The following is an 18,542-nucleotide window of genomic DNA, read 5'->3' as shown; positions in this document are numbered from 1 at the left end:
AGTCGGCGAAGTGCGCATGCCGTGCCGGCCGTGCGCGGCACAGGACGGGATCGGATCAGAGGGATTGCAGCAGCGCACCGAAGGCCTGCGCCGACGCATCGACGTGGGCAGCCAGTCGATGGCCGTCGTCCACCAGCAACAGCCGACCGCGACGGGCCCCGGTCCAGCCCACCACGTCCGCTGCAGGAATCAGCTCGTCGTCCCAGCCGTGGATGACGGAAACGGGCACGTCGGCCGCCTGCAGCGGATGCGCCGCATCGAGCCGGACCGGCGGCGCCATCAGGAACAGGCCGGCCACCGGCACGCGCATCGAGACCTGGCCGGAGATCCAGGCGCCCAGGCTGGAGCCGGCGAGCACCAGCGGACCGCGGGCCGCCGCCGCCATCGCCAGCTGCTGAAGTCGCTCGAGACGCGCACCGACATCGCCGAGCGGGCTGACGTCGCGGCGCGCGTCCAGATCGGTGTAGTCCGGCCGCTCGCAGGTCCAGCCGAGCCGCTCGGCAACGGTGCCGAGGGCGGTGACCTTGGTCGCGTCGGGTCCGCTCTCGAATCCGTGCGACAGGATGCAGTGGCCACGCATGCTCACGCCTCCATCCATTCGACCGCATCGCCGATCCGCAGCGCACCGCCGCTCACGATCCGTGCGCACAGACCACCCATGCCCCGCATCGCGTTGTAGCCGCCGGGGCCCAGGGCCTGTTCCATTCGCGAACAGGGATCGCAGGGCTCGGTGCCTTCCATCACGACGTCGCCGATGCGGAAGCGGCGGCCCTTGAACGCGATCAGCGGAATGCCGGAGACCACCAGATTGCGACGCAAGGTCGCGGGTGCCAGTTCCGCATGACCCGAAAGCGCCGCGATCACCGGCAGATGTTCGGCCTGGATCAGGGTGGCACCGCGCTTGCCGCTGCCCCCGGCGTAGCGATCGCCCGCCAGGCCGCCACCGGTGCGCGCGACCGCGTCCGGCACCGCCTGCATCGGCGTGTCACGCGCCGGGCGAAGGCCGATCCATTCGAGCCGTCCGGCGCGCGGAAACTGCGTCATCAGGACGTGCAGCGCGGAATCTGGCGGAGGGTTTCTCATCCGTGAATGCTAGCATCCGCGCCATGCCCGACCCGACGCCCCGGCCGCCTCGCGCGCAGCCCCTGCCGTACGTGCAGCGCCTCGCACCGCGCGACCCGGGCGACATCGAGCTGGCCGTGATCCACTGCACCGAGCTGCCGGATCTGGCTGCCGCACGCGCGTACGGCGAGCGCATTCTCTACCCCTCCGGCACCGGTGCCAGCGGCCACTGGTACATCGACCGCGACGGCAGCACTGTCGAGTACGTCCCGCCGGAGCGCATCGCCCACCACGTCCAGGGCCGCAACGCGTGCTCGATCGGCATCGAACTGGTCAACCGCGGGCGCTACCCGCACTGGTACGACAGCCGGCACCAGGCGATGGACGAGCCCTATCCGGATGCGCAGATCGATGCGCTGGTGGCGCTGTTGACGCAGCTGCGGGCGTCGCTCCCGGCGCTGCGCCACATCGCCGGGCACGAGGACCTCGACAGCTCGCGCGTCGCGGCAAGCGACGACCCCGGATCGACCGTGCCCCGCAAGCGCGATCCCGGCCCACGTTTCCCGTGGGATGCGGTGCTCGCCCGGGTGCCGCTGCTGCGCATCACCGGCTGAACGCCTGAAGCCTGGGCGATGCGGGGCTCCACCTATAATCGCCGCTCAGCAGCGCCAGCCGGCGCGCCGCCGGACCGCTCGCGATGACGCCCCCCGTTTCAGAATTGATCGACCTGCTTTCGCTCGAGCGCCTCGAGGACAACCTGTTCCGCGGCCAGAGCCGCGACATCGGCACCAAATACGTCTTCGGCGGCCAGGTGCTCGGCCAGGCCCTGTCGGCGGCCCAGGCCACGATGGCGAGTCCGCGTCCGGCCCATTCGCTGCACGCCTACTTCCTGCGCGCGGGCGACGTCGAGGCACCCATCGTCTACGACGTGGACCGCACGCGCGACGGTGGTTCATTCTCGGTGCGCCGGGTCACGGCCATCCAGCACGGCAAGGTGATCTTCTTCTGCGCGGCGTCGTTCCAGGAAGAGGAACCCGGTGCCGAGCACCAGCTGACGATGCCGGAAGTGCCCGCGCCCGAGGACATCGAGCCGCAGGATCCACTGCCCGCCGAGGTTCTGGCGAAGCTGCCGGTCAAAGTGCAGCGCTGGCTCGACCGCAGCGGACCGTTCGAGTTCCGCCATGTGTATCCGCGCGACGAGCTCAAGCCGCCCAAGCGCCCCCCGTTCCAGCAGATGTGGTTCCGGCTCACCGGGCCGGTCGGTGACGCGCCCGCGCTGCATCGCGCCCTGCTGGCCTATGCATCCGACTTCCAGCTGCTCGGCACAGCGACGTTCCCGCATGGCATCAGCTATTACCAGCCGAACGTGCAGATGGCCTCGCTCGACCATGCGCTGTGGTTCCACCGCCCGTTCCGCGTGGACGACTGGCTGCTGTATTCGCTCGACAGCCCCAGCGCACAGGGCGCGCGCGGGCTGGCCCGGGGGCAGATCTTCGATCGCGCCGGCCGGCTGGTGGCCAGCACCGCGCAGGAGGGCATGATCCGCGCCCGGCCCTTGGATGCCGCGCCGGTGCAGGCAGCCTGATGCGCCAGGTCTTCACCAGTCCGCGTCTGGAAAACGTGGAGCGGGTCGCCGAGCTGCTGCGTGCCGAGTCGATCGAGGTCCGCATCACCAATGGCCGGTCCTACAAGGGGCAGCGGCGCGCCAATTTCAGCTACCGCGAGGATTCCGGCGCACCCCGACCCGCGGTGTGGGTGATCCGCGCCGAAGACCAGACGCGTGCGCGCGAACTGCTGCGCGGCGCCGGCCTGCTGCAGAACCAGCCCTCGACCCGGCGCTATCTCGGCCAGGACGACCTGGTGTTCGCCTCCGAGCGCGCGGAAACGCCACGCCGCGGCATGAGCCGCGCGTCCAAGGTCCGCTACACCCTGCTCGGCGGCGCGGCGCTGGTGATCGCGCTGTCCTGGATGTCGCGCCCCGATACCGCTGCGCGAGTCGCCGCGACGAGCTCCGGCCCCACCCCCGCGCCCGCGCCGCGTGTCGAGGCGGCGCCGCCGACGGTCGAGGCCAGCGTCAACCGGATTCCGGTGCCGCGGGCCCTGGCCGAAGCCGTGCTGCTCGCCGAGCTGGCCGACCTCGACGGGCCGGCCTGCATCCGCATCGACGGCGCCGCCCCCGACGCCGCGCTGCTCGGCCGGCTGCAGGCGGATGCGCCGGGCGTGGTTGCAAGTCCCGCCTGCGGTGGCGAATCCGACCCGGGCACCGCCTCGATCGAGGTCGCCAACTACCGGACCGACGGCTCGGGCGTGGGCACCGTCGACGTGACGACGGGCGCGCCCGCAACCGTCGATCGGACCACCCGAACGCTCGACGTCGCGCGCACCGGTCGCGACTGGCGCATCGGTCCCGCAGGCTGAGGCATCATCGGCGGGCCGGTCACATCCGGCCGGGTCGTCGCGTCCTGTCCGTCGTGACCCGCCGAATGGACGCTCCCCGATGCACGCGATCGCCGCCGACCCCAGTCTCGAAGACCGGATCCACCATGAGCTGCCGGCCGCACGCGCCGGCGATCAGGCGGCCTACGGCCGCATCGTCCACCTGAGCCAGAACGCGACCACCGCGATCGCGCTGGCCATCACCCGGGACGTGCACGCCAGCCAGGACATCGCACAGAAGGCCTATCTCAAGGCCTGGCAACAACTCGGCCGGCTGCAGAACGTGACCAGCTTCCTGCCGTGGCTGCGCCAGATCACCCGCAACCTGGCACGCGACCACCTGCGTGCGCGCCACGATCGGCTGGTGGCCGGGGAGACCGCCGAACTGGCGATCGCCCAGGCCGCCGATCCGGACAGTTGCCCGATGCAGCGCATCGTCGATGACGAGACCGGACGCGTCGCCGCGGACCTGATCTCCGAGCTGCCCGACGACAGCCGCGAGGTGCTGTTGCTTTATTACCGCGAGGGCGGCAATTCGAAGCAGGTCGCCGCTCTCCTGGGCCTTTCCGACGCCGCCGTGCGCAAGCGCCTCTCGCGCGCCCGGCGCAGCCTGCGCGAGGACCTGGTCGCACGCTTCCGCGACTTCGCCGAGAGCTCGGCGCCGGGCACGGCGTTCACACTGGTCGTGACCGCCGGGCTTGCCGCGTTCGCCAAACCTGCCGCGGCCGGCACGCTGGCCGGTGTCGCGGCAGGCAGCGCGATGGGCGGCGGGGTCGCGGGCAAGGCCGCGCTCGGCAGCGCAGGTGCGTTCGGTGCAGCCGGGGCCGGCCTCCTGTTCGGCAGCCTGACCCTATGGCTGTGCCGGAAGATGGTGGCGCGTTACGCGGACACCGACGCCGAGCGACGGGCCATTCTGCGGCTTTACGACCGGTGGTTCATCGGCGGCGGCCTGCTCGCGCTGGCTATCATGTTTCCGGTCGGCTTCTTCGTCGGGAGGGGCGTGCTGCCGTCGACGTGGGCTGCCGCGTCCGGTCTCCTCCTGATGCTCGTCTACAACTATCCGCTGCTGACCAGCCTTCCGCGGCTGATGAACCCGCTGCTCGCACGCGATGCCGCGCGTGACCCGGCAGGTGCGGCCAGGCGCGCACTCGCCTATCGCCTGATGTTCGGACCCAGCGGTCTGATCATCACCAACCTCGGCGTGCTGGGTGCGCTGCTGATCCTGTACCTGCAGAAGGCGTGAGCCCGCAGGTCTGAAATCGCCTCGCGTGCGCAGACCTCCGGTGATGCGCGACCGCGCTGCAGCTCTCCCAAGCCGCATCGGTGAATCCGGATCGGATGGATGATTGCGGAGGCGCGGAAGTCCGGAGTTCACGAAAGCGAAGCCGCGCGAGGCGCGGCTTCGTTCAGCGTGGGCGATGCTTCAGCGCTGAGGTCGCCCGGCGCGCAGTTCCTCGCGGCTCAGAAAGCCGTCGCGGTTCTCGTCGAGCCATGCGAAACGGTCGGTCAGGCGCGGCATCTTCTCGGACACCTCGACCCGGCTGAGCCTGCCGTCGTTGTTCAGATCGGCCTCGCGGAACCTGGCCTCGAACCGGCGCTCGCCTTCGGCGCGTCGCTCCACCGCCTTCGCTTCGAACCAGCTGCGCAGTTCGCTGCGGGTCAGATGGCCGTCGCGGTTGCGGTCGATCGCATCGAAGTCGGCCACCAGATCGAGACCGCGCCCGCCCTGCGCCCCGCCCTTGCCGCCTCGCGGTGAGCCGGCGCCGCTGTCGGCACGCCGCGTGCCGTCGCGTGCCGGCCGCTCGGCACGCGCGGCATCGCGACGCGCCTGCATCGTCTGCTGCGCAGCCTGTGCCTCGGCGCGGCTGATACGGCCGTCGTTGTCGGTGTCGAATCGCGCCAGTGCATCCACCGGGCTGCCCATCGCGCCGCGGTGTCCGTACCCGCGCTGCGCGCCGGTCTTCGCGGATTCGGTCTGCGCACCCGTCGCGCCCGTCGACTGGGCGAGCGATGCCCCCGCGAAGGTGATGGAAAGCGCCGCGACGGTCGCAGCGGTCAGGAGTTTCGTCTGCATGGTGTGTGTCCTGTGATGCGGCACCGCGCCGCCAGTGCAGGGATCAACGTCCGGACCGCGCGGGCCGTTGACCGCCGGGCGCACGGGTTCAGCTGGTGGACGGCCGCCCGTGTCGCGATGCCTGCGACCGCCGGCGCTATCCTGCCTGCATGCAGCACAGTGCCCGACCCGATCCGGATGCCGACCTCGCGGCCGACATGCGCCTGTTCCACACCGGTGCGCACGCCTGCGGTTACTGGCCCGAGCGCAGCGCCCGCGACCTGGTGCTCGATCCACGCGACGCACGCCTGCCGCAGTTCTATCCGCAGGCCCTGCGCTGGGGCTTCCGGCGCTCCGGCGACATCGTCTACCGGCCGCATTGCGCCGGCTGCCAGGCCTGCGTCGCGGTGCGGATTCCGGTGCGCGAGTTCGTGCCGAGCCGCAGCCAGCGACGCGGTCTGGCGCGGAATGCCGACATCGAGACCCGGGTGGTCGCGGCGGAGCGCAACGCCGAACGGCTGGCCCTGTACCGGCGCTACCTCGCCGCGCGCCACGCGGGCGGCGGCATGGACGACCACGGTGCGAGCGAGTTCGACCAGTTCCTGATCGGCAGCTGGAACGAGGGCCGCCTGCTGGAGCTGCGCCTGCACGGGCGACTGGTCGCGGTGGCCGTCACCGATCTCGTCGCCGACGCCCTGTCCGCGGTCTACACCTTCTACGATCCCGATCTCGTGTCACGCGGGCTCGGCACACTCGCGATCCTGCAGCAGATCGCCTGGGCCCGACGCGAGGACCGGCACCACCTGTATCTCGGCTACTGGATCGAAGGACACCGCAAGATGGACTACAAACGCAGCTTCCAACCGCTCGAAGGCTTCGACGGTCGCCACTGGCGCCCGCTCGCGGACGCCGTGCGATGAGACGCGCGATGGCCTGGTGTCTGCTGCTCCTGTCGCTGCTGGTGCTGGCTGCCTGCGCACGCGGGCTGGTCCGCGGCGACGAGGCGGCAGACCATGCGCCGACGCCGCCCGCGGCGGGCGCACTGCGCATCGCGACGTACAACGCCTCGCTCAACAGCGACGAGGCCGGGGGCCTGCTCCGTCGGCTCGAGGGCGACGATGACGACGTGCGCAAGGTGGCCGCCGTCCTGCAGGTGGTGCGGCCCGACATCGTGCTGATCAACGAATTCGATTACGTCGCCGACGGCAGTGCGGCGGACATGTTCCAGACGCGGTGGCTGGAGCGTCCGCAGCCCGGCGGCGGGGCGGCGCTGCACTATCCCTACCGCTACCTCGCCCCCGTCAACACCGGTGTTCCGAGCGGACTCGATCTCGACAACAGCGGCAGCGTCGGTGGCCAGGCGCGCGACCGCGGCAACGATGCATGGGGCTACGGGCTCCACCCGGGGCAGTACGGCATGCTGCTGCTGTCACGGTATCCGATCGATGCAGCGGCGGCGCGCACCTTCCAGATGTTGAGGTGGAGCGCGATGCCGGACGCGATGCGGCCACGCGATCCCGCGACCGGCGGGTTCTTCCACCCGGACGCCGTCTGGTCGCAGCTGCGGCTGTCGTCGAAATCGCATTGGGACGTGCCGGTGCGCACGCCGCAAGGCCGGCTGCACATCCTGGCTTCGCACCCCACGCCCCCCGCCTTCGACGGACCGGAGCGGCGCAACGTGGCCCGCAACCACGACGAGATCCGTTTCTGGACGGCCTATCTGTCCGACGCCGACACCCGCGACTGGCAGTGCGACGACGCAGGCACCTGTGGCGGGCTGGAGCGCGACGCCCGCTTCGTGATCCTCGGCGACCTCAATGCCGACCCGGTCGACGGTTCGGGCGAACACGGCGCCATCGTCGACCTGCTGGAACATCCACGTGTGCTGCGCATGGCGACGCCGCGCAGCGAGGGTGCGGTGGAGGCCGCCGCGCGCGACGGGGGCGCGAATGCGGTGCACCGCGGCGCCGCGGCGCACGACACGGGCCAGTTCGGCCCGCGCGTGGGCAACCTGCGCATCGACTACGTATTGCCGTCGGTGGGCCAGCGTCCGGTCGCCAGCGGCGTGTTCTGGCCTCCGTCCAGCTCGCCCCACGCCACGATCGTCGACGGCACCGATCACCGTCTCGTCTGGGTGGACGTGATCCGCGACTGACCTGCCGCGGGTCAGCGACGCCGGCCCGAACGCCAGATCGACAGCAGGATCCAGAGACCGCCGAGGGCGGCGCTGACGAACCCGACCACACCCAGAGCCATCAGCCAACGGTTGCCGGCGCCGCCGCTGACGCTGTTCATCACGATCGACGAACCGATCACCAGCGCCGCGACCACGACGCCCATGGTCAGGCGATTGGCGGCGCTGTTGAGCTGGTCGCCGAAGGCCTTGAGCGAGGTCACCTCGATCTGGCCGCGCAGCCGACCGCGGCGCGCGCTCTGCAACAGGCGCCGCAGGTCGCGCGGCAGATCCGCCATCAGATCGAGCGCGCCGCTCAGGGAGCGTCGTCCGCGCGATGCGAGTGCGCGCGGGGAGTGGCGCATCCACATCAGCCGCTCGAGCCAGGGTTGGGCGGCGCCGGTCATGTCGAACTCCGGATCGAGCTGCCGGCCGAGTCCCTCCAGCGTCAACAGGGCCTTGATCAACAGGGCGAGGTCCGGCGGCAGCATCAGGCCGTGCCGGCGCAGCAAGCCGGTGACGTCGCCCAGCATCGCGCCCAGGTTCAGATCCTTGAGCAGGACGCCGCGGTATTCGTCGACCAGTCCGTCGATTTCCGACTGCAGGCGCAGTTCGTCGACATCCGGATCGTCGGTCCAGTCGAGCAGCACGTCGCAGACCGCCTGCGGCTGCTGGAACACCAGCCCGTGCAGCAGGCGCGCCACCTGCTCGCGGAGCACCGGCGAGAGCCGTCCCACCATGCCGAAATCGATGATCGCCACGCGCCCGTCGCGCATGAAGAACAGGTTGCCGGGGTGCGGATCGGCGTGGAAGAGACCGTGTTCGAAGACCATCCGCATCACGACGTCGGCACCGGTCATCGCGAGCGTGTGGCGGTCGAGACCGGCCGCGTCGATCGCGGCCATGTCGCCGGCCGGGACGCCATCGATCATCTGCTGCACGTTGAGGCGTTCGCTGGTCCATTGCCAGTACACCCGCGGCACCAGGATGCGCGGATCGTCGGCGAACTGCCCCGCGATGCGCTCGGCGTTGCGGCACTCGCGCGCGAAATCGAGCTCGTTGCGCAGCGAGCTTTCGAACTGGTGGACCACATCGACGGGTCGGTACCGGCGCAGGTCCGGCGCCCGGGCCTGGACGATCTCCGCAAGCCGCGCGAGCAGCCGGAGGTCCGCCTCCACCACCTCGCGGATGCCCGGTCTGCGCACCTTGAGCACCACCGGCGTGCCGTCGTGCAGCCAGGCGCGATGCGCCTGAGCCAGCGACGCGGCCGCCAGCGGGGTCTCGTCGAACCGTGCGAAGACCCGTTCCGGCGCATCGCCCAGATCCGCTTCCAGCTGGGCGCGCACGGCCCCGATCGCCGCCGCGGGCACCCGGCTCTGCAGGCGGCCGAGCGCCTCGATCCAGTCCGGCGGAAGCAGGTCCACCCGCGTGCCCAGCACCTGCCCGAGCTTGACGAACGTCGGCCCCAGGTCCTGCAAGGCGTGGCGCACCCGCTCGGGTGGCGACAGGCGCAGGACCGAGGCTTCGCCCGCGCCGCCGATGTGCAGCAGGCGTCCCGCACGCTCGAGCGCACCGGCCATGCCGATACGCTGGACGAGATCACCGAAGCCGTAGCGCACGAGAACCGAGGCGATCTCCTGCACGCGCCCGAGGTCCCGGACGGTCGCGAGCGTGTCCCACATCAGGGCGCGTCCACGGTCTCGACCAGGCCGCGCAGCGCCGCCGCGACGGTCTGACGGCGCACCGCATCGCGATCCCCGCCGAAGTGGAACAGCCGTGCGCCGGCATACCCGCCGCGGCGTTTCCATGCGATCCACACGGTGCCCACGGGCTTGTCGTCGCTCCCTCCACCGGGCCCGGCGATTCCGGTCACCGCCACCGCCACGCTCGCACCCGAATGGACGAGCGCCCCGGACACCATCTCGATCGCGGTCTCGCGGCTCACCGCGCCCTGCGTCTCCAGCGTGTGCGGATTGACACCCAGCATGGCCTGCTTGGCTTCGTAGCTGTAGGCGGCCATGCCGCAGTCGAACCAGTCGGAACACCCTGCCACATCGGTGACCGCCTTCGCGATCCAGCCCCCGGTACAGCTCTCTGCGGTGACCAGCCGATGGTGGCGGCGACGCAACAGCGCGCCGGTGTCGGCAGCGAGCGCATGGAGCGCCGCGTCGGTCGGGATGTCGGCCTGGTTCATCTGCAATGCCCGTCGAAGGGCCTGCCGTTGTACCGCAAAACCCGGACCCGCGGCCCGCGTGCGCACGAAAAAGGCGGGCCGTTTCCGGCCCGCCTCCGTCACTCCCGACGCCTGCGCGGCCTCAGTAGCGCAGGCGCAGCGTCATGCCGTAGGTCCGCGGCGCACCGAGGAACGCGTTGAACGAACCGGTCTGGATCGGCGCATCGATGCCCACCTGCTTGTAGGTCTCGTCGGTCAGGTTCTGGCCCCAGACCTCGAGCATCCAGCGCTGGTCCTGCCGGCCGAAGCCGAGCCTGGCGTTCATCACGGTGTACGCGTCCTGCATCTTCTCCGGCTTGAGGTCGGAGCCGGTGTTGTACTCGGACATGTACTTCGCGCCGATGTTGAAACGGCCCTGCAGGTTGGACCCGATGTCCCAGGCGTACGTGGCCGACGCATTGCCCGACCATTTCGGCGCGAAGCTCATCTGGTTGCCGGGAAGCAGCGGCAGGTCCGGCACGATGTCGTTGCCGTATTCGGTCTCCGCGTAGGTCAGGCCGCCCTGCAGCATCAGGCCCGGCATGCGGGTCTGCCACAGCACTTCGGCGTCGATACCCTGCGACGTGACCTTCGGGATCGAGCGGACCACGAACGCGGTGCCGAGGAAGCTGTTGAGCTGGAAGTCCTCGTAGGTCTGGTGGAACAGCGCGGCGTTGAGCAGCAGGTTGCCATCGGCCCAGTTGGTCTTCAGGCCCAGCTCGTAACTGTCGACGAACTCGCCGGCGAACGCGGTGTCGTCCTGCGGCGTGATGCCGACCTGGACGCGGTCGAGGTTGAAGCCGCCCGCCTTGTAGCCACGCGAAGCCGACACGTAGGTCATCACGTCGTCGGTCCAGTCGTAGGCGACCTTCAGCGTGCCGGACCATTCCTTCTCGGTGCGTTCCTGGTAGGTGCTGCGGCCGTTGTGCGCGATGTTCGCCCACGGCAGGCACATGAAGCCGGCGACCTGCGGCGCGATGGCCGGCACCAGACCGGCGAGCAGCTGCTGCTGAAGGGCCGGCGGCAGGCTGCCGAAGCCGTTGATGCGCTGCGCCAGTGCGCCGCCGACGCGCGCGGCGGGATTGGCCAGCGTGGCCGCGCAACCCTGGGCACCGTTCGGATTGGCGAAGTCCGACTGAAGCGTCTTCTTCTCCCGGGTGTAACGCAGTCCGAGAGTGACGTCGAGCGCATCGGTGGCGTGGAACGTGTTGTTGGTGAAGATCGCCGCGCTCTTGGCGTTCTGCTCGTACCGGTCACGCGCCCCCTGTCCCGTGAAGTTGGTGCCGAAGGGCCGGCCGCTGACCTGCGACAGGAAGAGCGCCGGATTGGCCGTGTTGACCGTCAGACCGCGCGGCGCGAGCTGCGCTGCGAGTGCCGGCAGCACCTGGGAGGCCACCGCGGTGGAGAGATAAGGCTCGTAGGCGGCGCCGAAGAAGTAGGAATCGTTGCGTCCCAGATCCTCGTCGGAATAGAACAGGCCGACCATCCAGTCGACGCGGTCGCTCGACCCGGTCAGGCGCAGCTCCTGGCTGAAGTTCTCGAACTTCACCAGCGAATCGTCCTCGTTCGGCGGGCGGTAGAGGATGTCCGCGCCGCTGTAGTCGAAATCGATGCTGGTGATCGCCTTCCAGTCGCGGAAGGCCGTGATCGACGTGAGCACCGCCTCGTTGGCCCATGGCGTCGTCCAGTTGACCTCGGCGGAGACGCCCTTGTCCTTCAGGTCCTGCTCGGTGGTGCGGTTGGCGTAGGCCAGGCGGCGGTCGAGATCGACCACCGGAATGATGCCCTGGCCACCGGGCGCCAGCGCATCGATGATCGGCGAGGTCGGGCCGCGTTGCGTGGTCACCGAGACGCAGCAGTTCTCCTCGCGGCTGGTGTAGTCCGCGATGAAGTTGATGTTGAGGTTGGACGTGGGCTCGAGCAGCAGCTGGCCACGCATCGAGTGGTAGTTCTGGTCGCCGTCCTCGGTCTCGCGGCGCGGCCCGCCGGCGGTGACCACGTTGTCGACGCCGTCGCGCGTGCGCTTGGTCGCGAAGATGCGGAACGCGGCATTGTCGCCGAGCGCATCGTTGTACGAGCCCGAAACGCCCATCAGGCCGTAGTTGCCGACCGTGACCTCGCCCTCGAGCGCCTGGGTGTAGCTCGGGCGACGCGTGATCACGTTGATCACGCCGGCCGAGGTGTTCTTGCCGAAGACGGTGCCCTGCGGTCCCTTGAGCACCTCGATGCGCTCCATCTCGCCGAGATCGCCGAAGCCGACGCTGTTGCGCGCGCGGTAGACACCGTCGATGACGATGCCGACCGAGGACTCCAGGCCCGGGTTGTCGCCCACCGTGCCGATGCCGCGGATGCGCGCGGTGGTCTGCGCGGCGGACTGGGTGCTGGTGACGGTCAGACCCGGTACCAGCACCTGCATATCCTTGATGTCGCGCACGCCGGTGTCCTGCAACAGCTGCTCGGGCAGCACGTTGATGACGATCGGCACGTCCTGGAGCGCTTCTTCGCGCTTCTGGGCGGTGACAGTGATCCCCGCCAGGGTGGTGGGTGCCTCGTCGGTGGCGGGAACCGACTGCGCCAGCGCGGGCATGGCGGTCGAAGCGAGCGCGATGACGACCGCGCGCGTGAGCAGGCGGCGCTGCAGATAACGTGGATCCATTGATAGTCCCCCAAATGCGTTGTGTTTGATTCCGGAACGCCCGCGCCACGACGGCCCGAGGCCATCGCGGATCTCCGCTTCCGGTCGTGCGTGGGGGACATGACCAGGAGCCGACAATCGCTTGTCTTGACGGAAACCTAACACAATTCCAGACGTGCGCGTATGGCGTATGGACGACATGCCGAGGACGTCGCGGCGGTGCCGTTCGGCCTGTCCCGAGGCGGCTGTGCGGGCCCGACCGGAACGCCGCGGCGGCGCCGGGACGAGGCAGGATCGGCGTGCTGGAACCGGGTGCTCGGTGTCGCCCGCCGACGCGCTGACGAGGCCCGGCGGGCGCACCCGAGGAATGCGATGCGTCCACATCCGGCGGACCCGCTCGCCCGCCGCTGCCGGCTGGCGCCGGCAGACCGGGCCCTCAACGCCGGTGACGACCGCCGCGCGGTGCGCGGCCCGAACACGCGGCGCGCCGCCGGCATGTGGGCGGGCCGGCAGGACGGCCGGCGTCGTCGGCGCGGCCGGCACCCGCGTGATTCGCGCGCCGCCGGGCCGGTCGGAATCGAGCCCGTCCGGCGGCCGCTCGCGAACGTAGCGCGCGGCCACCGCCTCGCTCGGGCCGACGCGCGGCACGGCACGCCGGTGGTCGCTTAAACTTGGCGGCCGCGCCGCGTGGCACGCCCGGACACCCGCAGGCTGCGCGCATGCCCGCATGCCCTTGCGGCCCGTCGCCCCCGGTGCGCCGTCGAGGCCCGTCACAGGCTGGACCCCTTGCAAGCATCCAATCCGAACCGCAACGCCGCCCCTCCACCGGGTGCGCCCCAGCACACGCCGCTGATGCAGCAGTTCTTCGCTGCCAAGGCGGAGCACCCGGACGTGCTGCTGTTCTTCCGGATGGGCGACTTCTACGAGCTGTTCTACGACGATGCGCGCAAGGCCGCGCGGCTGCTCGACATCACTCTCACCCAGCGCGGCAACTCCGCCGGTGCACCGATTCCGATGGCGGGCGTGCCTCACCACGCGGCCGAGGGTTATCTGGGGCGACTGGTCGCATTGGGCGAGTCGGTGGCCATCTGCGAACAGATCGGCGACCCCGCCGCCAGCAAGGGGCTGGTCGAGCGCCGGGTGGTACGCATCGTCACGCCCGGGACGGTCACCGACGAGGCCCTGCTGCAGGAACGTCGCGACACGCTGCTGATGGCGGTGGCACGCAACCGCGCGGGACAGTACGGCCTCGCCTGGGCGGATTTGGCGGGCGGCCGCTTCCTGGTGTGCGACTGCGCGAATGTCGATGCGCTGGAAGCGGAGATCGCGCGCCTGGACCCGGCCGAGCTGCTGGTGCCCGACGAGGACGGCTGGCCGGCCTTTCTCGGCGAGCGCAGCGGCGCGCGCCGACGCCCACCGTGGCTGTTCGACGCGGACTCGGGCCGGCGCCAGTTGCTGCAGTTCTTCGGGCTGCACGATCTGAGCGGCTTCGGCATCGAAGAGCGCCCGCTCGCGATCGCCGCCGCGGGTGCGCTGCTGGGCTATGTGGAAGAGACCCAGAAACAGCGCCTGCCGCATCTGACTTCGATCGCGGTGGAAAGCGGCGACGGCGCGATCGCGATGAATGCCGCGACCCGGCGGCATCTGGAGCTGGATACGCGGGTCGACGGCGACACCCGTCATACCCTTCTCGGCGTACTCGATTCCACCATCACGCCGATGGGCGGGCGGCTGTTGCGGCGCTGGCTGCATCGGCCGCTGCGCGATCGCGGCGTGCTCGACGAACGTCTGCATGCGGTCGCCACGCTGCAGGAATCCGGCGGCGATACGGATCTGCGGGAACGCTTCCGCGCCCTGGGCGACCTCGAACGGGTGCTTACCCGGATCGCGCTGCGCTCGGCGCGGCCGCGCGATCTCTCCACGCTGCGTGACGGCCTGGCCCTGCTGCCGGACGTGCGAGGGATGCTCGCCGGCCTCGACTCGCCGCGACTGCGCACCTTGCACGACAGCCTCGGTGAACATGCCGCCGAAGCCGTATTGCTGGCTTCGGCTCTGGTCGAGCAGCCGCCGGTCCTCGCCCGCGACGGCGGCGTCTTCGCCGATGCCCATGATGCCGAACTGGCTGAACTGCGCAGGCTCAGCGAGAACGCCGACCGGTTCCTGGTGGATCTGGAGACGCGCGAACGCGAGGCCAGCGGCATCGCCACGCTGAAAGTCGGCTACAACCGCGTCCACGGTTACTACATCGAAATCTCCAAGGCGCAGGCCGCCAGGGCCCCCACCCACTACACCCGTCGCCAGACACTAACCAACGCGGAGCGCTACATCACCGAGGAACTCAAGCAGTTCGAGGACAAGGTCCTGTCGGCCCGCGAACGTGCGCTGGCCCGCGAACGGCTGCTGTACGAGCAGCTTCTCGATGCGCTGGGTGCGCGCGTGGATGCACTCAAGCAATGCGCCGGTGCGCTGAGCGAACTCGATGTGCTGGCGTGCTTCGCCGAGCGCGCACAGGCACTGGACTGGTCGAGGCCGCAGCTGCAGGCCACACCGGGCATCTGCATCGAGCGCGGCCGCCACCCGGTGGTCGAAGCGGTGCGCCGCGAACCGTTCGAGCCCAACGACCTGGTGCTCGGTGATGGCGACGCGTTCAACGCGCGGCGCATGCTGGTGATCACCGGCCCGAACATGGGCGGCAAGAGCACCTACATGCGGCAGAACGCGCTGATCGTGCTGCTGGCGCACATCGGCAGCTTCGTGCCCGCGTCGCGGGCGGTGATCGGGCCCATCGACCGCATCCTCACCCGCATCGGCGCCGGCGACGATCTGGCCAGGGGCCAGTCGACCTTCATGGTCGAGATGGCCGAGACCAGCTACATCCTGCACCACGCCACCGACTGCTCGCTGGTGCTGATGGACGAGATCGGCCGCGGCACCTCGACCTACGACGGCCTGGCGCTGGCCGATGCCTGCGCCCGGCATCTGGCTCGCCACAACCGCAGCTACACCCTGTTCGCGACGCACTATTTCGAACTCACCGCGCTGGCCCAGCCGGGCAGCGGCATCGCCAACGTGCATCTCGATGCCGTGGAGCACCGCGACCGCCAGGGCAGCGAGACACTGGTGTTCATGCACGCGGTCAAGGACGGGCCCGCGGATCGCAGCTTCGGCCTGCAGGTGGCGGCGCTCGCCGGATTGCCGCGGCAGGTGGTGCGCGACGCGCGCGCCCGACTGGCCGAACTCGAGCAGCGTCGCCACGACGCACCGGCCGCCGCACCGCTGTCGGCCGAGACGCTGGACGCACCGCAGCAGATCGGACTGTTCGCGCCGTCCTCGGCGGCGCTCGAAGCATTGGCGGGCCTGGACCCGGACGAGCTCACGCCCAAGCAGGCGCTCGAGGCGTTGTACCGCATCCGATCGCTGATGTAGCGCGCGCATTGCCTTGGATGGCCGGTCGCGTCAGGTGATAGCCCCGGGCTATCGAATAGGCGTGAACAATCGATTTCCCCGGCGCGAGCGATCCGGCCTAACCTGAGGCCGCTGCATGGGGACCCCACTGCCGACGTGTCTGCGGAGTTTGCGCGAGCACGCCGGGCCCCAGCCGTCCCGCATACCGTCCCGAGTCCTCGAGTCGGGCCGCGCCCACCCTGGCCGACGCATCGTCGTCGGCGCCTGCCGGAGCCACCTCTCATGTCGACCGAAGCCAAGTGTCCGTTCCATGCCACCGCCGGTGGCGGCACCACGAATCGCGACTGGTGGCCCAGCCAGTTGCGCCTCGACCTGCTCAACCAGCACTCGGAGCGCTCCAATCCCCTGGGCGGCGCGTTCGACTATCCGCGCGAATTCGCCAAGCTCGACTACCAGGCGCTCAAGGCCGACCTCCGGGCACTGATGACCGATTCACAGCCGTGGTGGCCGGCGGACTTCGGCCATTACGGCGGCCTGTTCGTGCGCATGGCCTGGCACAGCGCGGGCACCTATCGCATCGGCGACGGCCGGGGCGGCGGCGGGCGGGGCCAGCAGCGTTTCGCTCCCCTCAACAGCTGGCCCGACAACGTCAGCCTGGACAAGGCGCGACGCCTGCTGTGGCCGATCAAGCGCAAGTACGGCCAGAAGATCTCCTGGGCGGACCTGATGATCCTCACCGGCAACGTCGCCTTGGAATCGATGGGTTTCCGTACCTTCGGCTTCGCCGGCGGCCGCGAGGACACCTGGGAGCCGGACCAGGACGTGTACTGGGGACGCGAGACCACCTGGCTGGGCGGCGACGTGCGCTATGCGCACGGTTCCGACGGCGCGCACAAGGCCGCCGACGAAGGTGTGCTGGTTTCGGACGACGATGCCGACGGCGACGTGCATACCCGCCGGCTGGAGAATCCGCTCGCCGCGGTGCAGATGGGCCTGATCTACGTCAATCCGGAAGGCCCCGACGGCAATCCCGATCCGCTGCTCGCAGCGCGCGACATCCGTGACACCTTCGGGCGCATGGCGATGGACGACGAGGAAACCGTGGCCCTGATCGCCGGCGGCCACAGCTTCGGCAAGACCCACGGCGCGGGTCCGTCGGACAATGTCGGCGTGGAGCCCGAGGCTGCCGACATCACCGCCCAGGGCTTCGGCTGGCACAGCAGCTACGGCACCGGCAAGGGCCCGGACACCATCACCTCGGGCCTCGAGGTGACCTGGACCCAGACCCCCGCGCAGTGGAGCAACCAGTTCTTCGAGAACCTGTTCGCCTTCGAGTGGGAGCTGGAGAAGTCGCCGGCCGGCGCGCACCAGTGGGTCGCGGTGGGTGCGGAGGCGGACATCCCCGATGCCTACGACCCGTCGCGCACGCATCGCCCGCGCATGCTCACGACCGACTTGGCGCTGCGTTTCGATCCGGTCTACGGCCCGATCTCGCGGCGCTTCCTGGAGCAGCCCGAGGCGTTCGCCGATGCGTTCGCGCGGGCCTGGTTCAAGCTCACCCATCGCGACATGGGGCCGCGCGCCCGGTATCTCGGGCCGGAGGTGCCGTCCGAAGAGCTGCTGTGGCAGGACCCGCTGCCTGCACGGTCGCATCCGCTGGTCAGTGAGGCGGACATCACGATGCTCAAGGCGCGGATCGCCGACGCCGGGCTTCCGGTGGCCGAGCTCGTGGCCACGGCGTGGGCATCCGCGTCCACGTTCCGCGGCGGCGACAAGCGTGGCGGTGCCAACGGCGCGCGCATCCGCCTGGCGCCGCAGAAGGACTGGGCGGTCAACCAGCCGGCGCAGCTCGCGCGCGTGCTCGAGACGCTCGAAGGCATCCGTACGACGTTCGACCGGGATGCCGAAGGCGGCGTCCGGATTTCGATGGCCGACCTGATCGTGCTCGCAGGCGGGGTCGGAATCGAACAGGCCGCACGCGCGGCCGGCAGCGAGATCCGCGTGCCCTTCCGGCCCGGCCGTACCGACGCCAGCGACGAGCAGACCGACGTCGAATCCTTCGCCGCGCTCGAACCGTTCGCCGACGGGTTCCGCAACTACATCAAGGGTCCTTCGTCCGTGCCGGCCGAGCACCTGCTGGTCGACCGCGCACAGATGCTCACGTTGACCGCGCCGGAGATGACCGCGCTCGTCGGCGGCCTGCGCGTGCTCGGCGTGAACCATGCCGGTTCGCAGGCAGGCGTTCTCACCGATCGGCCCGGTGTGCTGGGCAACGACTTCTTCCGCAACCTTCTCGATATGGGCACCGAATGGATGCCGGTCTCCCCGGCAGCGGAGCTGTTCGAAGGGCGCGTCCGCGGGGACGGCGCGAAGCGCTGGACCGCCACGCGGGTCGACCTGGTGTTCGGATCCAATGCCGTGCTGCGTGCACTGGCCGAGGTCTACGCGAGTGACGACGGCGAAGCGCGGCTGGTCGAGGACTTCGTCGCGGCCTGGACCCGGGTGATGGAGCTCGACCGTTTCGATCCTGCCTGATCGCCAGCCCATGCGGAAACGACGCCGTTGC

14 protein-coding genes are annotated in these 18,542 nt (G+C 70.1%); 8 read left to right on the top strand and 6 right to left on the bottom strand.

Annotated elements, in window-relative coordinates; translation table 11 throughout:
- Positions 1–55 precede the first annotated feature (55 nt).
- Complete coding sequence (locus tag H0E82_RS14530; RefSeq protein WP_180546586.1) at positions 56–580, bottom strand: alpha/beta hydrolase; 525 nt, start codon at positions 578–580, stop codon at positions 56–58.
- 2 nt (positions 581–582) lie between these two features.
- Positions 583–1,083, bottom strand: coding sequence for an MOSC domain-containing protein (locus H0E82_RS14525; RefSeq protein WP_235974324.1), 501 nt, complete (start codon positions 1,081–1,083; stop codon positions 583–585).
- Between the two features lie 23 nt (positions 1,084–1,106).
- Between H0E82_RS14525 and H0E82_RS14520 the strand changes: the two genes are divergently transcribed.
- From H0E82_RS14520 to H0E82_RS14505, 4 genes are all read left to right on the top strand, one after another.
- A complete protein-coding gene (locus H0E82_RS14520; protein WP_180546146.1) occupies positions 1,107–1,676 on the top strand; it encodes an N-acetylmuramoyl-L-alanine amidase in 570 nt (189 codons plus the stop codon).
- Between the two features lie 83 nt (positions 1,677–1,759).
- Positions 1,760–2,647, top strand: coding sequence for an acyl-CoA thioesterase II (tesB, locus tag H0E82_RS14515; protein ID WP_180546145.1), 888 nt, complete (start codon positions 1,760–1,762; stop codon positions 2,645–2,647).
- Positions 2,647–3,480, top strand: coding sequence for a hypothetical protein (locus H0E82_RS14510; RefSeq protein ID WP_180546144.1), 834 nt, complete (start codon positions 2,647–2,649; stop codon positions 3,478–3,480). The genes tesB and H0E82_RS14510 overlap by 1 nt, the downstream gene beginning before the upstream one ends.
- 79 nt (positions 3,481–3,559) lie before the next feature.
- On the top strand, positions 3,560–4,741 hold the full coding sequence (locus H0E82_RS14505; protein WP_180546143.1) for an RNA polymerase sigma factor: 1,182 nt from the start codon (positions 3,560–3,562) through the stop codon (positions 4,739–4,741).
- A gap of 180 nt (positions 4,742–4,921) precedes the next feature.
- Here the strand turns inward: H0E82_RS14505 and H0E82_RS14500 are convergent, their stop codons facing one another.
- Positions 4,922–5,572, bottom strand: a complete 651-nt coding sequence (locus H0E82_RS14500; RefSeq protein ID WP_180546142.1) for an EF-hand domain-containing protein — start codon at positions 5,570–5,572, stop codon at positions 4,922–4,924.
- Positions 5,573–5,721: 149 nt separating this feature from the next.
- Here H0E82_RS14500 and H0E82_RS14495 point away from each other — a divergent pair, with 149 nt between their 5' ends.
- Both H0E82_RS14495 and H0E82_RS14490 read left to right on the top strand, forming a co-directional pair.
- On the top strand, positions 5,722–6,471 hold the full coding sequence (locus H0E82_RS14495) for an arginyltransferase (protein ID WP_180546141.1): 750 nt from the start codon (positions 5,722–5,724) through the stop codon (positions 6,469–6,471).
- 8 nt (positions 6,472–6,479) lie between these two features.
- Positions 6,480–7,706 carry an endonuclease/exonuclease/phosphatase family protein gene (locus H0E82_RS14490; protein WP_180546140.1) on the top strand — a complete coding sequence of 409 codons (1,227 nt, stop codon included), beginning with the start codon at positions 6,480–6,482 and terminating at the stop codon, positions 7,704–7,706.
- Positions 7,707–7,717: 11 nt separating this feature from the next.
- Here H0E82_RS14490 and H0E82_RS14485 read toward each other — a convergent pair whose 3' ends face one another.
- The 3 genes from H0E82_RS14485 to H0E82_RS14475 all read right to left on the bottom strand — a co-directional run bounded on the left by H0E82_RS14485 (position 7,718) and on the right by H0E82_RS14475 (position 12,592).
- Positions 7,718–9,406: an ABC1 kinase family protein gene (locus H0E82_RS14485; RefSeq protein ID WP_180546139.1), complete on the bottom strand. Its 1,689-nt coding sequence runs from the start codon at positions 9,404–9,406 to the stop codon at positions 7,718–7,720.
- A complete protein-coding gene (locus H0E82_RS14480) occupies positions 9,406–9,918 on the bottom strand; it encodes a CinA family protein (RefSeq protein ID WP_180546138.1) in 513 nt (170 codons plus the stop codon). Before H0E82_RS14480 ends, H0E82_RS14485 begins: the two co-directional genes overlap by 1 nt.
- 121 nt (positions 9,919–10,039) lie before the next feature.
- Positions 10,040–12,592 (bottom strand): TonB-dependent receptor, encoded by a 2,553-nt coding sequence (locus tag H0E82_RS14475; RefSeq protein ID WP_180546137.1) that lies wholly within the window; start codon positions 12,590–12,592, stop codon positions 10,040–10,042.
- 831 nt (positions 12,593–13,423) lie between these two features.
- Here H0E82_RS14475 and mutS point away from each other — a divergent pair.
- A complete protein-coding gene (gene mutS, locus H0E82_RS14470; protein ID WP_180546136.1) occupies positions 13,424–15,997 on the top strand; it encodes a DNA mismatch repair protein MutS in 2,574 nt (857 codons plus the stop codon).
- A 261-nt stretch (positions 15,998–16,258) separates the two neighbouring features.
- Positions 16,259–18,511 carry a catalase/peroxidase HPI gene (gene katG / locus H0E82_RS14465; protein ID WP_180546135.1) on the top strand — a complete coding sequence of 751 codons (2,253 nt, stop codon included), beginning with the start codon at positions 16,259–16,261 and terminating at the stop codon, positions 18,509–18,511.
- Positions 18,512–18,542: the final 31 nt, after the last annotated feature.

This window comes from Luteimonas deserti, assembly GCF_013425765.1.
In the GTDB taxonomy this organism is placed as follows: domain Bacteria; phylum Pseudomonadota; class Gammaproteobacteria; order Xanthomonadales; family Xanthomonadaceae; genus Luteimonas; species Luteimonas deserti.
The sequence above is the reverse complement of the archived record's forward strand: the minus strand, read 5'-3'. Positions and strand labels throughout refer to the sequence as shown.